Genomic DNA, 16,311 nt, shown 5'->3' on the forward strand with positions numbered 1-16,311 from the left:
CGCCTCAACAAGCTAAGCTCAGTTCAAATTATCCCTTGCCAACGGAGAGCCGTCCACACAGGCGTCGTTAGCGGACAGTCCGCAATCGGCCCCGCGCCCCGCCTTTTCAGCCGTAGCCCATCAGTTTGAGCACTTCCTCGCGGCTGCGCGGATCGTCGAGGAAGGTGCCCATCATGCGGCTGGTGACCATGCCGACGCCGGGCGTGCGCACGCCGCGGGCGGTCATGCAGCTGTGTTGGGCATCGATGACCACGGCCACGCCCTGCGGCTTGAGATGTTCCCAGATGCAATCGGCCACTTCGGCGGTCAGCCGTTCCTGCACCTGCAGGCGCCGGGCAAAACCGTGGAGCACGCGGGCCAGTTTCGAAATACCCACCACCCGGTCATTCGGCAGATAGGCGATCGCCGCCTTGCCGATGATCGGCGCCATGTGGTGTTCGCAATGCGACTGGAACGGGATGTCTTTCAGAAGAACTATCTCGTTGTACCCGCCGACTTCCTCGAACACACGGTCCAGGTGCACGGCGGGATCCTCGTCATAACCGACGCAATATTCCTTCCACGCACGCGCGACGCGCTGGGGCGTATCGAGAAGGCCTTCACGGGTCGGGTCGTCCCCCGTCCATTCGATCAGGGTACGGATTGCATCCTGAACGTGCTGCGGCACGGGCGGTTTGCCGCGGGGATCGTCCTCATCGGGTCCTACAAGGCTACTCACTTGCCGTTTTTCCTCCTGAACCTGGAGCGAAAGCGCTCGAGGCGGGATCCCTTGCGGAAAAGACCACCCTTTGCAAACGGCTCGAACATATCATCCGGATGTTCGGGGTCGAGCAATCCGCTTTCGGCGAGCTTTTCTTCGGCGCCATTGAGCTCCGGTGGATGATAGCGGAGGAGGTTGCGCCCGTCCTCGGTAATCGAATGATCGATGACGGCCGCCATCGAACCGTACCGTTCGAGCAATCCGCCGATCTCGCCTTCGTCCAGCCCGCAATGTTCGGCCAGCAAGGACAGGCGGATCTTCTCGATCGCCGCGGAGGCATGCTCATTGCCTTCGCGATCGCAGTCGACAAACACGTCGCATTCGCTGTCCAGCCCCATCGAACGGTTGTTCATGTTTGCCGACCCGATGCGGAATATCCGGTCGTCGACGATCATTATCTTGGCATGGACGTAGATCGGCGTCGTGCCCGTGTAAGGGTTCCAGATGCCGAACCGGCCCTTGTGATCGGCTTCGGATATGCTCCTTACGAATTCTGCGCGCGCATGATCCATCGCCTGCTGTTCCAGCCAGCCGTCGGCATTGCGGGGATGCACGATAACGATTTCCGGCGGGTCATCCTCGGTCATCCTTTCGCAGATGGCCTCGCATATGGCGCGCGAGGCGAAGTACTGGCTTTCGGCATAAATGAACTTCCTTGCGCGCCTGATGTGTTCGACGAACAGGTGCTCGATCTCCCTGACCGCTTCCCAGTCGCGATAGGCTGCGCGTGTGCGCGCTATGCCGATTTCCACATTCTCGAAGTCTGCTTTCAGGCCATCGGGCCACAGACTGTCCTCACGCGCCTGGATCGGCACGAGCGGCGTGCCTCCGGCGCGGATCCACCGATCGCGCCCCAGATCGCTCAACGCGTCGGCGATTTCGCCTTCCATCATCATGGATGCATCGTGCCAGGGTCCGTATTCGTGACCGTTCGGCGTAGTGCGATGTTCGTCCGTTTCCTTGTGATCGCGCGTGTCCCAGCGCTTTATCGTCATGTCGATCCCGCCGCACACCGCAAGCCGGTTGTCGAGGACGGCAATTTTCTGGTGATGGCTGCATCCGGTCGGGTGGGCGCTGTCGAACTTGAAGTCGATCCGGCGATGGCGGGCCCAGCGCACGAGATCCCACCACATCGATCCGCGCACCACGAATTTGAAAATCCCGAAGCTCCATTTCAGGATGCGGACTTCAAGCGTCGGCCGATGCCGCACCAGCCAGCCGATGAAGCTGCCAAGACGTACGGGGTATTTGTCCGAGTAGCTTCGCTGCCACCAGCGCCGCCCTTCTGCCAGGTGGATGCGCGTGTCGAAATCCCAGCCGATCAGGAATATGCGGTGGCGCGCGTTCAGCATCGCGGCCTGCATGGCGGCGAAATAATCCGCCGCGTCGATCAGTACCGCTGCGCGCTCCACCTTCGCATAACGCCAGACGCTGGACGATTCGCCGTCCTCAAGACGGGATACCCGTTCCGGATTGGGCGTTTCCTCGCCCGGCTTTTCGGCCCCCTCCTCCAGCATGCCTATTCCTTGGCATCCTCTTTCTTTTCGGGAGTGATCTCCGCCTCGGATTTCTCCTCTTTCTTGCGTCGCTCGAAGACCGAGCGCATGTGCTCCATGTCTTCTTCGGTCAGATGTTTGGCGAAATCGGGGAAGTGGTCTTGCTCCTCCTCGTCGATATGGTGACGATAGTCGTGGTCGAAGGTCTTGAACTTCGTCAGCCATCCGCCTTCGGACATATCGGTTGCGGCAAGATCGTTCAGCGCTTCCTCGATCTCGTGATGCTCGGCCACCGAATGCCGCGTTTCGTCCGTGGTAGGCGGCTTGCGCAGCATGGTCGAATAAAGCGCCTGCTCTTCGGCCGAAGCGTGGCTCTTGAGTTCCTTCGTCAGTTCTTCGAACAGGGATTTGCGCTCGCCGCTGTCGCCGCTCGTTTCAAGCAACTTGTCGAGCAGGGCGCGATGCCTGTCATGATCCTGCTTCAGTCGATCGAAGATTTCCCGAGAGTCGGTCATTGATGCTGTTCTCCTTTGCATTGAGAACAGGCAGGGGCTCGCCGGGTTCCGCTGTTCTTGAAGCGAGGTGCAGATAAGCTCATATCCCCGGCATGATGCACTCGAAAGACGGCCCCACCCCGGCGCAGATGCAGCAGATGGCCGAGGCGGTCGTGGCTTCGCTACCGGACGAATTCCGCGCGCAGATGGGGGACATCGTACTGCGGGTGGAGGATTTCGCGACGCCGGAACAACTGGCGGCTGTGGACCTCGACGACAAATGGGAGTTGAGCGGGCTTTACGAAGGGGAGGCGCTGCCCGACCGGTCGATCTGGCAGAGCCACCGCATGCCCGCCCGGATCTGGCTGTTTCGCGAACCGCTGATCGCCGAATGGCGCGAAACCGGCGTGCGGATGGACGATCTGGTGCGGCACGTCGTGATCCACGAGGCCGGGCATCATTTCGGATTCAGCGACGAGGACATGCACGCGCTGGAACAAAGTGCGGACTAGGGTTTGCGCTTTGGAAAGGGGAAGGATTGGGCCGGTCGCTTCGCGCCCCCCCCTCTCCGCCACAGCACGGCTTCGATTCCGAATTTCGAACTTTCCATACGGCAGAACCATTAAAGGCCACCCCTTTTGCAAGGGATGGCCTTTAATGGCGCGCCAGGAAGGATTCGAACCTCCGACCGCCTGATTCGTAGTCAGGTACTCTATCCAGCTGAGCTACTGGCGCGTTGGAGGGCGGCACATAGGCAGGTGCTCCGCCCTTGGCAACACCTAATCCGGCATTTTTGCAAAGAGAGATTGCACCAGCTCACGGTCGAGCGGCGGCTTGTCGAGAGCTTCGATCTGTCGCGGAGTAAACCAGCCGATCGTCCCCCCTTCCATCGCCCGGGGCTCGCAGCCGGGCTGGCGGCATGTGTAAAGAAGAATGACAATCGGGCATTCATGGGCCGCACCCTCTTCCTGGGCGAATGTCGCGGGCGTCAGGAGATCCGCCTCTAGGGCTATATCGAGCTCCTCGCGAATTTCGCGGACCAGCGCATTTACAGGCGTTTCGCCGGTTTCGACCTTCCCGCCCGGGAATTCCCAGAGCCCGCCGTGATGCTTGTGCTTCGGGCGCTTGTGCATCAGCCAGCGCCCTTCGGCATCGCCAAGAGCAAGCGCGACAACGGGTGTCCATGTCGGATTATTTTCCAAAACGATCCTGCCTCGCAACTTTTTCTTAAGACCTGCCGGATTACCCAATGAGTGTCAGCTACGAATTGACATTGGGGGCAAGTCGAGTGGTCCAATTTCTGAAAAGACTGGAACGCGATGAAACCGGCGCCACCGCTGTCGAATACGGGCTGATCCTCGCGCTGATTTTCTTCGCGATAATGGGAGCAGTCGAAGCCTTCGGACAAGAGACGATTGAAATGTGGAACAACATTTCTTCGAAAGTCCAGTCGGCGGGAGTTTAATTCCCATTTGGTCAAGAATTGCGCTGATCTGGTTACGAATTGTCAACCAGTCTGCGTCAGAACGAGGATAGCTCAAGCCGTCTGGACGCGGCGAGAGTCGGGTACCGAAGACTGAACCAGGAGACTACACATGAAGTTCATCAAAAAGCTGCGCCAGAACGAAGAAGGTGCAACCGCTATCGAATACGGCCTGATCGCTGCACTGATCGCCGTCGCTGCCATGACCGCCATGGGCGCTCTGGGCACCGAGCTTACCGAAACCTTCGAAACTGTTTCGAGCACGATGTCGGCTGCGAACAACGCCAGCGTCTGATCGGCTGGCCTAGCCAAAAAGAAAGGCGGCGGGGGAAACCTCGCCGCCTTTTCTCTTATTCGCCTACAATTCGCGACGAACAGTGTGTGATATTACCTTCCCCGCACCACGATCTTGACCTTCTGTCCGGCGCTGACGCCCTGGCCCGATGACAGACCGTTGAGGACACGGAAGCGTTCCTCCTGCGCATCCGAATAGGCCATGCGGCGGGCAAGCGAGCTTACGGTGTCGCCGCGCTGCACCGTCACGACATCCAGAACGCGCGGCACCACATTTGCAGCTTCCTGCGGCGTGATGCGGCGCATGGAAGCGAACATCTGGTTGAACGTACTGGCCCGGCCGGCCGGGGTAATCGCGAGGAAATGATAAGCCCGGTCGTTCGAGAATTCATAGGCGAAGACCGTCACGTCAACCTGCCCGCTGCTGCCGTTGACGCGCGCAGTACCATAAGCGGCCGGCAGGCCGTTCACCGTCGTCGTCTGGATATTCGCCGGACGGATCTGTTGCTGCTGGCTCAGGCCCGCAAAGACGCTGTTCACATAGGTCTGCAAATTGCCGTTATACTGGGCCATCGTAAACTGGGCTTTGCCGCCCTGGCCGTTGACGGTCACGGCAGTGGTGCCATTGACCATGTAGAAGCCTTGCGGTGCCTGGAAAGACAGGCGCAGATCCGGATGAATAAACTGGCGGCCCTCGACGATACCCTGTGCGGGATCGTCGCCATAGGTCAGCCCGTCGATCCGGCTAAGGAACGTGTCACGATTGGTCACCCCGGTCATACCCTGTGCCCGGCTGAGGGCGGATTGCACCCGGCTGGCGGGATCGGGGTGGGTCGACGCCCATTCGGGCATCCGCGCATCGTCGCGACCTTGAAGCCGCGCATCGAGCGCATTCTGTGCGGCCAGGCTGGCGAGCACTGTCGACATCGCACGAGGATCGTAGCCGGCGGAGTTGAGATACTCGATGCCTTTTACATCAGCCTCGAGTTCCTGGCTGCGGGAAAACTTCAGCGTCAGCATCTGCGAGCCTTGCAGTGCGGCCTGGCCGATTTGCTGACCAAGCGGGTTGCTGCCGAGCAGCACGCTGGAAAGGATCGCCGCACCAACACCGAGTAGTTGATTCTGCGTGGCAGTCTGCTGTCGGCGCTGCGAATGCCGCAGCGCCACGTGGGCGACTTCGTGGCCGAGCACGCCCGCCAGTTCCGCCTCGTTGTTCATCAGCGCAACGAGCTGGCGCGTGGTGTAAACATACCCGCCGGGAATCGCGAAGGCGTTGTTTACCGGGCTGTTGACGAGACTTACCGTAAAGCTTGATCGCGCATTGCCGAGACCGGACTGGACGGCGATATTCTGGCCGACCTGCTCGACATATTGTGCCTGCGGGCCGGTCATCGCGCCACCGAATTCCGCGAGCAGCTGCGGGTGCGCTTCCGCGCCGATCTGGGCTTCGCTCTGCGTGATCGGTTCCGATGCGCCGGGTATATTTCCGCCCCCGGGCAGGGCGGCACAGCCCCCGAGAGCAAGCGATAGCGTGGCGGTCGAGGCGGTGGCGAATGACTTGAAGCTGGGCATTTAGGTAAGCTCCCCTTTTTGCAGACGCACGGACAAATGCCCTCACGCCCGTAAGTTCTGTCTATGGAAGGAGAAACTTGGCGGGCGAACGCTTGTTCCCGTCGCCTGTCTGCCGATGTTCAGCCTGCGATCTGCAGGAAACGTTCCTCGCGCATCCGCTTCAGCTCATCGCCGGAGTTGCGCGACAACATATCGAGTTCTTCGCCGATTGCATCGCCAAGTGCCTTGGCCGCTGCCCGCGGATCGCGATGGGCACCGCCGACGGGCTCTTTCACGATACGGTCGATCACGCCGAGCTTTTCGAGGTTCTGGGCGGTGATCTTCATCGCTTCGGCAGCATCGGGTGCCTTTTCGGCCGTACGCCAGAGGATGGAGGCGCAGCCTTCGGGAGAGATAACCGAGTAAACGGCGTGTTCGAACATCAGTACGCGTTCGGCACTTGCCAGCGCGACTGCGCCGCCCGAGCCGCCCTCGCCCACGATGCTCGCCACCATCGGGACTGGCAAGGCAAGGCAGGCTTCGGTCGACCGGGCGATTGCCTCGGCCTGTCCGCGCTCTTCGGCCTCAACCCCGGGGAATGCCCCCGAAGTATCGACCAGCGTGACGACCGGCAGGCCGAAACGCCCGGCCAGTTCCATCAGCCTGATCGCCTTGCGATAGCCTTCGGGTTTGCCCATGCCGAAATTGTGCCGGATACGGCTGGCGGTATCGTTCCCCTTTTCGTGCCCGATCAGCACGACCTTGCGGCCATTCAGCTTCGCAAAGCCGCCCATGATCGCTTCGTCTTCGCCGAAGGCACGGTCCCCGCCCAGTGGCATGAATTCTTCGAAAGCATGCTCGACATAATCGCGAAAATGCGGGCGCGATGGATGCCGCGCGACTTGCGTCTTCTGCCACGGTGTCAGCGATTCGTAGGTGCTTTCGAGCAGCGCAGCGCTCTTCGCCTCGAGCCTTTTCAGCTCGTTAGAGATATCGACTTCGTCGCCTTCGGAAGCTGCCCGCAGTTCGGCAATGCGCTGTTCGAGTTCGGCGACCGGCTTTTCGAATTCAAGATAGGAAATCATCGCAAGTCCGCTAGTCGCTGCGGCGCAGCTGTGCAAGCGGGTGACGCTCATTGACCAGCTTCACCAACCGTGAAGCATCGACATGGGTGTATATCTGCGTGGTGGCAATATCGGCATGGCCGAGCAGCGTCTGCAAGGCGCGTAAATCCGCCCCTCCCTCGAGCAGGTGCGTGGCGAAGGCGTGGCGCAGCACATGCGGGCTCAGCTTTTCGGGCGGCAGGTCGGCACGCACTGCCAGCTGCTTCAGCAACTGGTAGAGACGGATGCGCGTCAGGTGGCTGTTGCGCGATGGGAACAGGTAGCGTGAACCCGATGGACGGATCGCCAGCCATCGTCCGAGCGCGTGCCGCGCCCGTCTGCTGACGGGGACCAGCCGGGCCTGCCCGCCCTTCCCGGTCACGGTCAGGAAAGGTTCGTCCCGGGGGACGGCCGACAAGGGGAGCGAGACCAGCTCGGTCGCGCGCAGGCCCGAGCCGTAGAGAAGCTCTAGCATTACGAGCAGGCGCACGGCATCGGGACGGTCGCTCGCAGCCTCGTCTTCGGCGCGGAGGAACAATGCCTCGACCTGCGCGTGGGTTAGAATCTTCGGCAATGGCCTGCGCGGCACCGGGCGTGGCAGGGCATGGGTCGGATCGTCCTCCCGTTCGCCCTCGTCCACCAGAAACCCGAAGAACTGGCGAAGCGCCGAAACCTTGCGCGCCACCGTGGAAGGCGCCAGCGATGACCAGCCCTGTGCCAGTTTCGCCAATTGTGCAGGTGACGCTTCGGCCAGTTTCGCGCCCAGCATTTCTTCCGCCTGGGCAAGGTCCCGCCCGTAGGCGAGCAGCGTGTTTCGCGCTGCTCCACGCTCTGCAGCGAGCATGGCGAGGAAATCGTCGATCCCGCTCACGCTAGGCGCGCGCGACCGCCTCCGCGGCGATCATCCGGGCCTCTGCTTCGAGCCCCACGCGATTGAGGGCCGACACGATGTGATAGAGATGGCGGGATGTCATCTGTTCCCAGCCGGTGCCCTGCATCCCCAATCCCGCGAGGATTGCGACCAGCGCCGGATTGTCGGCCTGTGCCGCCTTGTCGATCATCACCGTCCAGGCGGTCGGCGCCGAAAGGTTCACGCCGAGGCGGTCACTGTATTCGCCGACATTTCCGGAACCGGTCCGACCGAGCCCTGCGAGCCCGGCAAGCAACATGCGGGATTTCCGCTTGTTCGACGAATCGTCGTCATCGACGAAACCATCGAGCGCGCCATCGGAAACTTCGCCGCCATCGGGGTCGGCCAATGCGAGCAGCGCCCAACCGAGCGAACCTTCATCGACCACGTCAGTCCATCGCAGCGCATCGCGTTCAAGTCCGGCAGTCAGCATGGAGGCGATGAGGCGACCGGCGTCCTCTGCGAAGTCGTCGCTAGGCGTGAGACGCGCGGCTGCATAAGCGGTCAGGACCATGCGCCCATAATCCGCATTGTCTCCGCCCCAGACATCCTTGATCGCAGCCAGCCGGGCTGCGGGCGAAGGATCGACATAGGCGTCGCGCAGGCGCGTGGCCGTGGTCAGCCCGGCCCCTTCGGCCTCTTGCCCGCGCTGGGCGTAAAGCTGCGAATAGAGATCGACCATCGCCTTGGACGAAAGAATACCCGAGGCTGCGGCAACTTCCGCGCCGCGCAACCTCTGGCGAACCGGCAGCGCAGGGATGAGCGCGGAGGATTTCAGATAATAGGGATCGAGCGTTTCTGACAGGCCTTCGGGAATCGGCTCTCCCAAGGCGTTCGCGAGTGCAAAGCGCCAGGGGTTCATCTGATTGATGCCGTCCCATTCGATGGTCACTGCCCGGCGCCCCTGCCCGGCGGCCCCGGCAAAACGCTGCGCCAGCAGCACATCGATCCGGTCTTCCTCGGTCTGGTTCAGCAAGCGGCGCAGATCGTTCTGGGCGGAGGACGATTCGCCAGCGTAGGCGGCACAGATGCCTTCGAACATCGACCACTGAAGGCCCTCGCCATCGACGCCTTCGAGGCGAACGACGGGACATGCGCCGACGATATCCGCCGTGCCGAGATACGCGCCGAGGGCCGCGTTGGTCAGCGCACCGCTATATTCCGCCGTATCGACATCCTGCACCAAGGCGCGCGCTGCAGCATGTTCGCCCATGGTATTCAGCGTGCTCGCCCGGAGCGCCGCGAATTCGACCGGATCCATGCCCGCGGGCGCGTTGAGACGGCTGGCCAGCGCACGCCGGAGGAGAATATGCCCCCAGCGGGAGATCATCGGCCCTTCGGTCGCACCGAGCGCGGCCCGCACAATCGAAGCCGGCTGGCGCGCGAGAGAACCGGTAGGGAACCCGCCTTCGCGAGGTCCGATCACGCCGATTTCGGTGGTGGCGCGGCGGGCAGCGGGCGGAATGTCATAGCGCGGTTTCAGGCCGAAGAGTTCGTCCAGTTCCTCGGTGGTCATCGCCTCGAGTTCGGCGACGGAGGGAATGTCTGACAGTTCGACATCCGTGGCTTCGATGGGATCGGATTCGACCGGCAACGGCTGTACCACCTCGCCGCTTCCGGCAGGGGCGGCTGGCACGGGTGAGGACGCAGGCGCTGGAGCCGGAGCCGGAGCCGGTGTGGGTGTCGGCGAAGGACTGGGCGCAGGAGTATCGAAACCCGGCGGCAGGATGCTTTCGGGCGAGCGCTGGGCGAGGACCACCGTGGAAGATAGCGCGAGCGCCGCGCCCGCCAGCAAAATGCCGCGCGTCATAGCGTGCCCTCCGGAATTTCCACCGGCTGGCTGATAGTCCGCAAGGGCTCCTCACCTCCGTCGATCCATGCGGCGATGAGGATTCCGACGATTACCAGCAATCCGACCCACAGAATGCCTGAACGTTTGACGGCCAAGTTTTTCGTATCCTCGTGCAATAATCCGATGGCTTGCCCGCGCCCTAGCGCATCTATAGGCCGAGCGGCAATGAGCAACGCGCACTCTATGACCGGCAACGGGGGGCTCGCCGCTTCGGCAGGGCGGATCGACCGACCGCTGGTGCTCGTCGGCCTCATGGGTGTAGGCAAGACGACGATCGGACGCCGGCTGGCGAATGCGCTGGGCCGCAGTTTCGTCGATGCCGACGAAGAGATCGAGCGTGCAGCCGACCGCAGCGTTTCCGAGATATTCGAAGCCCACGGAGAGGCCTATTTCCGCGACGGGGAACGGCGGGTGATCGCCCGGTTGATGGAAGAAGGTCATGGCGTGATCGCCACCGGCGGCGGAGCTTTCGTGGATGACGAGACCCGGGCGCTTGTGCTGGAAAAGGGCATTGCCATCTGGCTCGATTGCGAACTCGATACATTGGTCGAACGAACGTCGCGCAAGGATACGCGCCCGCTCCTCAAGAGCGGTGATCCGCGCGCCATCCTGCGCAGCCTCAAGGAAAATCGCAGCCCGGCCTACGCGCAGGCGCAAATCCATGTCGTCACGGACAATGGCCCGCACGAGGCGACGGTCAACCGTATCCTGGAGGAACTTGCCGCATGGCGCTGATACCGGTCGAACTGGCAGGGCGCAGCTATGAGGTGCGCATAGGGCGCGGATTGCTGGCCGATATCGCCAGCGAGGCCGCGCCATTCCTGCGCAAGACCCGGGTGCCGATCGTTGCCGATGCCAATGCGAAAGCGCATTGGGGCGCAGCCATCGAGCGTTCCCTGTCGGCGTCAGGGAAGGAGCCGCACTGGTACGAGGTCGAGCCCGGCGAAGGTTCGAAAAGCTGGGAAAGCCTGGCGAAGCTGACCGACTGGTTGCTGGCCGAAGGCGTGGAGCGGGGCGACCATGTCCTTGCGCTGGGTGGCGGTGTTGTGGGCGACCTCACCGGTTTTGCCTGCGCCATCCTCAAGCGCGGCTGCGGTTTCGTGCAGCTGCCCACCACGCTCCTCGCCCAGGTCGACAGTTCGGTCGGCGGCAAGACCGCGATCAATACGGCGGCGGGCAAGAATCTCGTCGGCGCCTTCCACCAGCCGTCGCTGGTGCTGGCGGACCTCGGCAGCTTGTCCACTCTACCTGCGCGTGAGCTGCGCGCAGGCTATGCCGAAGTGCTCAAATATGGTGTGCTGGGCGATGCCGATTTCTTCGGCTGGCTGGAGGAGCACGGCGAACGTGTGCTGGCTCTCGATGCCGATGCGCTGGAACAGGCGGTCGCGACCAGTGTGGGCGCCAAGGCACGCATAGTCGCGCAGGACGAACGCGAAACCGGCGGTGCGCGCGCGCTGCTCAACCTCGGACATACTTTCGGGCACGCGCTCGAGGCCGAAACGGGATTTTCCGACCGGCTGCTGCATGGCGAAGCGGTGGCGCTGGGGATGGTGCTTGCGGCGCGCTACTCGGCGCGGCGCGGCGAAATATCGCTGGACGAGGCAGAGCGCGTGACCCGCTGCGTCGATGCTGCGGGCCTTCCCGCAGAGATTTCCGCCCTTGGCCTCCAGAGCACCGGCCGGAGACTTGCCGATCACATGCTCCACGACAAGAAAATGGATGCAGGCACCCTCCCCTTCATCCTGCTGCGCGGGATTGGCGAGGCCTATCTGGCGCGCGACGTCGAGCTTGCCGACGTGGCGGCATTTCTCGACGAACAATTGCAGGTGCATTGAGAAGCGCGATCATGGAAATCCGTGAAGCATCACTCGATGACGAAGAGGTCCGCGCGCTGATCGCCTTCCACCAGCAGGATATGGAGGAAATGTCGCCGCCGGGGACCAGCTATGCACTGGACCTGTCGGGGCTATCGGGTCCGGAAATCACCGTTCTTGGAGCATGGGAAGGCGACACGCTGATCGCCATAGGTGCCCTGAAACGGCTGGACGAGCAGTCGGCGGAACTGAAGTCGATGCGCACGCTGCCCACACATCTAGGCAAGGGCGCCGCGCGGGCGATCCTCGAGGGATTGATTGCGCTGTCGCGAAACGAAGGCTTTCTCCGGTTGAGCCTCGAAACGGGGACGAGCGTGGAATTCCTCCCCGCCATAACCCTGTACGAACGTCACGGCTTTGCCCGCGGAGAGGCCTTCGCAGACTATGCGAACGGCTCCCACAACCAGTGCTACCACCTCGACCTGCAAGCGCCCCGTGAGGGGTCTTAGCTTGCGAGCGACTGAAGCCGCGTGACCTTTTCAGCGCCGACTGGTTGGTATTCGGCCAGCATCGCATCATGTTCGGCAAACAGCCGCTCGATCTCGCTCCGGCGTTCGAGCAACATATGTGCGATACCCGGCGCGAGACTTTCGCCATCCCCGATCTTGCCCAAAATGCTGGCGAGGTCGCTGACTGTCGCCTCTTCGGGGGTTTTGAAATAGTGCCCCCGCGTATCGAAAAACCCTGTTCCCCTGTGTGCCATCCGATTGCTCCTGCATGTCCGTTCAACATGCGACTCGAAGGCTATCAGTATCTCCGCAGAGGCGAGTCGTTAAAAGCGCGTTTACCTAGAAGGTCCCGGACAGGTTCAAATTCGCAAGATTCAGCTATGCAACCGCGCAAGCTGTTGCGCAGATATTTCATAAACGGAACGCCGCTGACGCCTATTCGAGTTCGAGAATGACCTCATCGACCGCCAGGGAGTCCCCTTCGGCGGTATTGATCCTGGCGACCACTGCCTGCTTCTCTGCGCGCAGGATGTTCTCCATCTTCATCGCCTCGATCGTGGCGAGCGGCTGGCCGGGCTGGACTTCCTCGCCCTCCGCCACATGGAGCTTCACCAGCAGACCGGGCATGGGACAGATCAGCATCTTGGAAAGATCGGGCGGTTCCTTCTCGATCATGTGGCTGGCGAGATGGGCGATGCGTGTCTGGAGGATACGTAGGTTGTGGGTGGCACCACGCGTGGTCATGGCATAGCCGGTGCGCGTGGGCTTCAGCTGGATCGTATAGACGTCGAGCGGTTCGGCATCCTCACCCGTATCATCGCCGTAGAGCGCGACATCGATCATGCTTTCGCCGGGCGTGTACTGCATCTCGATAGTGACCTGCTCGCCATCGACGGTAAGCGCGTCCTCTTCGAGCCGAACATCGTGGCTGGTCGAGCCGTCCTCACGCTCGCCGATGCGGATGGTCCAGTCGCCGGGAGCGTAGAGATCGTCCGACAGCTGGCCTTCGATCCGCCGAGCACGGTCGGCATCGGCGGTGGCGATCACGCCGCCCACTGCCGCCAGCACGCGGGTAAGATCACCGCTTGCCGGGGCGCCTTCGAAACCTTCGGGATACTCCTCGGCGATGAAACCGGTGGTCAGCTCGCCCGAACGGAAGCGCTCATGCTGCATGATCGCACTGAGGAAATCGACATTGTGGCCCAGCCCCTCGATGCGAAAGGCATCGAGCGCAGCGACCTGCAGGTCTGCTGCCTCATCGCGCGTGTCGCCCCAAGTGACCAGCTTGGCGATCATGGGGTCGTAGAACATCGACACCTCGCCGCCTTCGAAGACGCCATCATCGACACGGATTCCATCGACGCCGCGCCTTCCATTCGCCGCTCCGTCGTCGGCCCAGGGTTCTACCGGCGGCTGATAACGCACCAGGCGGCCGGTCGAAGGCAGGAAGCCGCGATAGGGGTCTTCGGCATAGACACGGTTTTCGATCGCCCAGCCGTCGATTTTCACGTCTTCCTGCGTGATTTCGAGCTTTTCGCCCGCCGCAACGCGGATCATCTGCTCGACCAGGTCGACGCCGGTAATCGCCTCGGTTACCGGATGTTCCACCTGCAGGCGGGTGTTCATTTCGAGGAAGTAGAAGCTCTCGCCCGTGGGGTCCGCGCCCGAGACGATCAGTTCGACCGTCCCGGCGCTATGGTAATTCACCGCCTTGGACAGGGCGACGCACTGCTCGCCCATGGCCTTTCGCATCTTGGGTGTCACAAAAGGCGAAGGCGCCTCTTCCACCACCTTCTGGTGGCGGCGCTGGATGCTGCATTCGCGCTCGTTGAGGTAAATCACGTTGCCATGCTTGTCGCCGAGGATCTGGATCTCGATATGGCGCGGGTTCTCGATGAATTTCTCGATGAAGACGCGGTCGTCGCCGAAGGAATTGAGGCCTTCGCGCTTGGTCGCCTCGAAACCTTCGCGAACGTCCTTTTCGCTCCACGCAAGTCGCATGCCCTTGCCGCCGCCACCTGCACTGGCCTTCATCATCACCGGATAGCCGATGTCGCCCGAGATCTCGACCGCATGGTCTGTATCGCGGATTTCGCCGACGAAACCGGGGACGACATTGACGCCCGCTTCCTTCGCCAGCTTCTTGCTCTCGATCTTGTCGCCCATCGCGGCGATGGCACCCGCAGGCGGACCGATGAACGTGATATTTTCGGCTGCCAGCGCTTCCACGAAGCTCGCGCGTTCGGACAGGAAGCCGTACCCTGGATGCACCGCTTCGGCCCCGGTCTGCTTGCAGGCAGCGATTATCTTGTCGGCAACCAGATAGCTCTCCGCAGCAGCGGCAGGGCCGATATGCACCGCCTCATCCGCCATTTTCACAAAGGGCGCTCGGGCATCGGCATCGGAATAGACCGCCACGGTCTGGATGCCCATGCGGCGTGCCGTCTTGATGACGCGGCAGGCGATTTCACCGCGGTTGGCGATCAGGATCTTGGAAAACAAATGGGCCTCCGGAGGCGGTCAAAAAGCGTGTTGCAACGCCCATGCCGCAGCGGAGGCCCGGTATCAAGTTATGCTGGCAGCATCATTCGCCCACGTCGATATGGCCGATGTGGCGTTGCTCCTCCAGAATGGTATCGTTGAATTCCGCCCACAGCGCCTTGGCCTTGTCCTCGCCGCCGACCTGCTTGATGAATTCGGCCTCCCATTCCTTCTCGTAAGGATTTTCCTTCCACGCCATTGCGGCAGGTCCGTCCTTCATCTTGAAGGCGACGATCGAATGCCACTCGCCCGTCTGCATGTGAAAATCGATCACGTCGTCCCGGCCCAGTGCTTCGTCGACCTTTTCGAACATCTCGATGATTTCGTGCGCGCGTTCGCCCTTGCCGGACTTCCACTTAATCATGCTGATATTGTACCAGTCGACCTCGCGCATTTCCTGCGCGCTGGCGGCGGTCGGTGCGGATGCGGCGGACATTCCCATGCCGATTGCGGCAACGGTCAAAAGTAACTTCTTCATGCAGTCTTCTCCCCTGAAACAGGAATACGACCCTAAGAAGCGATCCGATTTTTGATAATGCTGATGTACCCCCAGCGCCGCGCATGGGAGGCCTGTTTCATTGGCCTGTCAAGCCTTCCGGATTCCGGTTCCGGTTCAGAGGCTTGCCGAATATCTAGTCAGGGCCTGGGCGTAGAAATCCGCGCCGCGGCGGTCGCCTTCACCGTCCAGCAGACGGGGCATGGCCTCCGCGAGTCGCGCAATGTTCTGTTTCGATAGCTTGCCCAGCGGAGCGACATAGATGCCGATGGTGAAGAGGACCGCGCCGGTTTCGGGCAGACGGCTCAGGGTCTGGCGTTCGGAGCGGACGAACAACGTTTCGCCCGCGTTTTCGGGCGTGACATGGGCGAAGGCCCGCTCGGGCGGCTCGGCCACCCAGCGGCGCTCCCCCGTAGCAGCGATGAACCAGTTGCAGCGCCCGTAGATCGCGCCGGGCTTCAGCTTCGCCATGAAATTGTCGACGCCGCTGCCGAGCTGCTCCTCATAGCCCTGGATCGGGGCATGCAGCGCGCGAAGCGGCAGGCCCAGCTTTGCGGCAGGCTCCCAGTCTGATGGCCAGGCCACCGCCGCGCCGATTAGCCGGTATTGCTCGTCGCCCGGGCGAAGGGTGAGCAGGCACATATCCTCGTGATGGGCAGCCGCCGCTTCGGGCAGGCTGCCGGAGATGCCGAGCATGGCAGCCAGCTCTGCGCCGGGTGCCTCGACCTCGGGCAATAGCTGGACGCCTTCGGGATAGGCAGCGAAGCCCTCGGCGCGCACGGCAAGGTCGGGATCGGGCTGGAGCCAGTCGCTCTCGTCCAGCTTGGCGAGCCCCATCTTGAGCACGCCCCCGCCACGCGCCTTTGGCAGCAGTTCGTCGACGGAGAAGCCGAGCACTATCCCCCCATTCCGTTCGTGCTGAGCTTGTCGAAGCACCGTCCTTCCAATCGACAAGCGCGGCGCTTGAAGAAAGTACGGCCCTTCGACAGGCTCAGGGCGAACGGATGG

Annotated in this window: 19 protein-coding genes and 1 tRNA gene; 6 read left to right on the forward strand and 14 right to left on the reverse strand. The window is 62.2% G+C overall.

Going from position 1 to position 16,311, the window contains the following annotated elements; genetic code table 11:
• Positions 1-106 precede the first annotated feature (106 nt).
• From folE to K3180_RS08795, 3 genes are read right to left on the reverse strand one after another with little or no spacing between them, the layout of a single operon-like run.
• Positions 107-718 (reverse strand): GTP cyclohydrolase I FolE, encoded by a 612-nt coding sequence (folE, locus tag K3180_RS08785; protein WP_221540049.1) that lies wholly within the window; start codon positions 716-718, stop codon positions 107-109.
• A complete protein-coding gene (locus tag K3180_RS08790) occupies positions 715-2,277 on the reverse strand; it encodes a phospholipase D-like domain-containing protein (protein WP_221540051.1) in 1,563 nt (520 codons plus the stop codon). Before K3180_RS08790 ends, folE begins: the two co-directional genes overlap by 4 nt.
• Positions 2,278-2,279: 2 nt before the next feature.
• Positions 2,280-2,771, reverse strand: a complete 492-nt coding sequence (locus K3180_RS08795) for a hemerythrin domain-containing protein (RefSeq protein ID WP_221540053.1) — start codon at positions 2,769-2,771, stop codon at positions 2,280-2,282.
• 92 nt (positions 2,772-2,863) lie between these two features.
• Between K3180_RS08795 and K3180_RS08800 the strand changes: the two genes are divergently transcribed.
• Positions 2,864-3,262, forward strand: a complete 399-nt coding sequence (locus K3180_RS08800) for a metallopeptidase family protein (protein WP_221540055.1) — start codon at positions 2,864-2,866, stop codon at positions 3,260-3,262.
• A gap of 146 nt (positions 3,263-3,408) precedes the next feature.
• On the opposite strand, the gene K3180_RS08805 is transcribed toward K3180_RS08800, so the two are convergent.
• Positions 3,409-3,485, reverse strand: a tRNA-Arg gene (locus tag K3180_RS08805).
• Between the two features lie 44 nt (positions 3,486-3,529).
• Positions 3,530-3,952, reverse strand: a complete 423-nt coding sequence (locus tag K3180_RS08810) for a (deoxy)nucleoside triphosphate pyrophosphohydrolase (protein ID WP_221540057.1) — start codon at positions 3,950-3,952, stop codon at positions 3,530-3,532.
• A gap of 47 nt (positions 3,953-3,999) precedes the next feature.
• On the opposite strand from K3180_RS08810, the gene K3180_RS08815 reads away from it, so the two are divergent.
• Positions 4,000-4,215 (forward strand): Flp family type IVb pilin, encoded by a 216-nt coding sequence (locus tag K3180_RS08815; protein WP_221540059.1) that lies wholly within the window; start codon positions 4,000-4,002, stop codon positions 4,213-4,215.
• A 130-nt stretch (positions 4,216-4,345) separates the two neighbouring features.
• On the forward strand, positions 4,346-4,528 hold the full coding sequence (locus tag K3180_RS08820) for a Flp family type IVb pilin (protein WP_221540061.1): 183 nt from the start codon (positions 4,346-4,348) through the stop codon (positions 4,526-4,528).
• A 92-nt stretch (positions 4,529-4,620) separates the two neighbouring features.
• Here K3180_RS08820 and K3180_RS08825 read toward each other — a convergent pair whose 3' ends face one another.
• From K3180_RS08825 to K3180_RS08845, 5 genes are all read right to left on the reverse strand, one after another.
• A complete protein-coding gene (locus K3180_RS08825) occupies positions 4,621-6,099 on the reverse strand; it encodes a M48 family metalloprotease (RefSeq protein WP_221540062.1) in 1,479 nt (492 codons plus the stop codon).
• Between the two features lie 119 nt (positions 6,100-6,218).
• Positions 6,219-7,163, reverse strand: a complete 945-nt coding sequence (locus tag K3180_RS08830; RefSeq protein WP_221540064.1) for an acetyl-CoA carboxylase carboxyltransferase subunit alpha — start codon at positions 7,161-7,163, stop codon at positions 6,219-6,221.
• Between the two features lie 10 nt (positions 7,164-7,173).
• Positions 7,174-8,052 carry a tyrosine recombinase gene (locus K3180_RS08835; RefSeq protein ID WP_221540066.1) on the reverse strand — a complete coding sequence of 293 codons (879 nt, stop codon included), beginning with the start codon at positions 8,050-8,052 and terminating at the stop codon, positions 7,174-7,176.
• Position 8,053: 1 nt separating this feature from the next.
• Positions 8,054-9,901, reverse strand: a complete 1,848-nt coding sequence (locus K3180_RS08840; RefSeq protein WP_221540069.1) for a hypothetical protein — start codon at positions 9,899-9,901, stop codon at positions 8,054-8,056.
• Entirely contained in the window at positions 9,898-10,038 is a 141-nt protein-coding gene (locus K3180_RS08845) for a hypothetical protein (RefSeq protein ID WP_221540071.1), read from the reverse strand. Before K3180_RS08845 ends, K3180_RS08840 begins: the two co-directional genes overlap by 4 nt.
• Before the next feature lie 70 nt (positions 10,039-10,108).
• On the opposite strand from K3180_RS08845, the gene K3180_RS08850 reads away from it, so the two are divergent.
• Genes K3180_RS08850 through K3180_RS08860 form a run of 3 tightly spaced genes read left to right on the forward strand, consistent with a single transcriptional unit; the run spans position 10,109 to position 12,266 of the window.
• Positions 10,109-10,678, forward strand: coding sequence for a shikimate kinase (locus K3180_RS08850; RefSeq protein ID WP_247710436.1), 570 nt, complete (start codon positions 10,109-10,111; stop codon positions 10,676-10,678).
• Positions 10,669-11,778, forward strand: a complete 1,110-nt coding sequence (aroB, locus tag K3180_RS08855) for a 3-dehydroquinate synthase (protein ID WP_221540074.1) — start codon at positions 10,669-10,671, stop codon at positions 11,776-11,778. Before K3180_RS08850 ends, aroB begins: the two co-directional genes overlap by 10 nt.
• Positions 11,779-11,789: 11 nt before the next feature.
• Positions 11,790-12,266: a GNAT family N-acetyltransferase gene (locus K3180_RS08860; RefSeq protein ID WP_221540077.1), complete on the forward strand. Its 477-nt coding sequence runs from the start codon at positions 11,790-11,792 to the stop codon at positions 12,264-12,266.
• On the opposite strand, the gene K3180_RS08865 is transcribed toward K3180_RS08860, so the two are convergent.
• From K3180_RS08865 to K3180_RS08880, 4 genes are all read right to left on the reverse strand, one after another.
• Positions 12,263-12,520: a hypothetical protein gene (locus K3180_RS08865; protein ID WP_221540078.1), complete on the reverse strand. Its 258-nt coding sequence runs from the start codon at positions 12,518-12,520 to the stop codon at positions 12,263-12,265. The two genes, K3180_RS08860 and K3180_RS08865, sit on opposite strands and share 4 nt — an antisense overlap.
• Before the next feature lie 181 nt (positions 12,521-12,701).
• Positions 12,702-14,768 carry an acetyl-CoA carboxylase biotin carboxylase subunit gene (locus tag K3180_RS08870; RefSeq protein WP_221540080.1) on the reverse strand — a complete coding sequence of 689 codons (2,067 nt, stop codon included), beginning with the start codon at positions 14,766-14,768 and terminating at the stop codon, positions 12,702-12,704.
• Between the two features lie 82 nt (positions 14,769-14,850).
• The gene (locus K3180_RS08875) at positions 14,851-15,285 is read right to left on the reverse strand and encodes a hypothetical protein (protein ID WP_221540083.1); all 435 of its coding nucleotides are present in this window, start codon (positions 15,283-15,285) and stop codon (positions 14,851-14,853) included.
• Between the two features lie 135 nt (positions 15,286-15,420).
• Positions 15,421-16,203, reverse strand: coding sequence for a heme-dependent oxidative N-demethylase family protein (locus K3180_RS08880; RefSeq protein WP_221540217.1), 783 nt, complete (start codon positions 16,201-16,203; stop codon positions 15,421-15,423).
• Between the last annotated feature and the right edge of the window lie 108 nt (positions 16,204-16,311).

Source organism: Qipengyuania huizhouensis, assembly GCF_019711635.1.
Lineage (GTDB): Bacteria > Pseudomonadota > Alphaproteobacteria > Sphingomonadales > Sphingomonadaceae > Qipengyuania > Qipengyuania huizhouensis.

Bases quoted from the DNA above. Each gene is read 5' to 3' on its own strand.
- K3180_RS08840 (WP_221540069.1), bottom strand. From the start codon at position 9,901: ATGACGCGCGGCATTTTGCTGGCGGGCGCGGCGCTCGCGCTATCTTCC.
- aroB (WP_221540074.1), top strand. From the start codon at position 10,669: ATGGCGCTGATACCGGTCGAACTGGCAGGGCGCAGCTATGAGGTGCGC.
- K3180_RS08820 (WP_221540061.1), top strand. From the start codon at position 4,346: ATGAAGTTCATCAAAAAGCTGCGCCAGAACGAAGAAGGTGCAACCGCT.
- K3180_RS08860 (WP_221540077.1), top strand. From the start codon at position 11,790: ATGGAAATCCGTGAAGCATCACTCGATGACGAAGAGGTCCGCGCGCTG.
- K3180_RS08830 (WP_221540064.1), bottom strand. From the start codon at position 7,163: ATGATTTCCTATCTTGAATTCGAAAAGCCGGTCGCCGAACTCGAACAG.
- K3180_RS08850 (WP_247710436.1), top strand. From the start codon at position 10,109: ATGAGCAACGCGCACTCTATGACCGGCAACGGGGGGCTCGCCGCTTCG.
- K3180_RS08790 (WP_221540051.1), bottom strand. From the start codon at position 2,277: ATGCTGGAGGAGGGGGCCGAAAAGCCGGGCGAGGAAACGCCCAATCCG.
- K3180_RS08825 (WP_221540062.1), bottom strand. From the start codon at position 6,099: ATGCCCAGCTTCAAGTCATTCGCCACCGCCTCGACCGCCACGCTATCG.
- K3180_RS08800 (WP_221540055.1), top strand. From the start codon at position 2,864: ATGATGCACTCGAAAGACGGCCCCACCCCGGCGCAGATGCAGCAGATG.
- K3180_RS08795 (WP_221540053.1), bottom strand. From the start codon at position 2,771: ATGACCGACTCTCGGGAAATCTTCGATCGACTGAAGCAGGATCATGAC.
- K3180_RS08865 (WP_221540078.1), bottom strand. From the start codon at position 12,520: ATGGCACACAGGGGAACAGGGTTTTTCGATACGCGGGGGCACTATTTC.
- K3180_RS08815 (WP_221540059.1), top strand. From the start codon at position 4,000: ATGAGTGTCAGCTACGAATTGACATTGGGGGCAAGTCGAGTGGTCCAA.
- K3180_RS08875 (WP_221540083.1), bottom strand. From the start codon at position 15,285: ATGAAGAAGTTACTTTTGACCGTTGCCGCAATCGGCATGGGAATGTCC.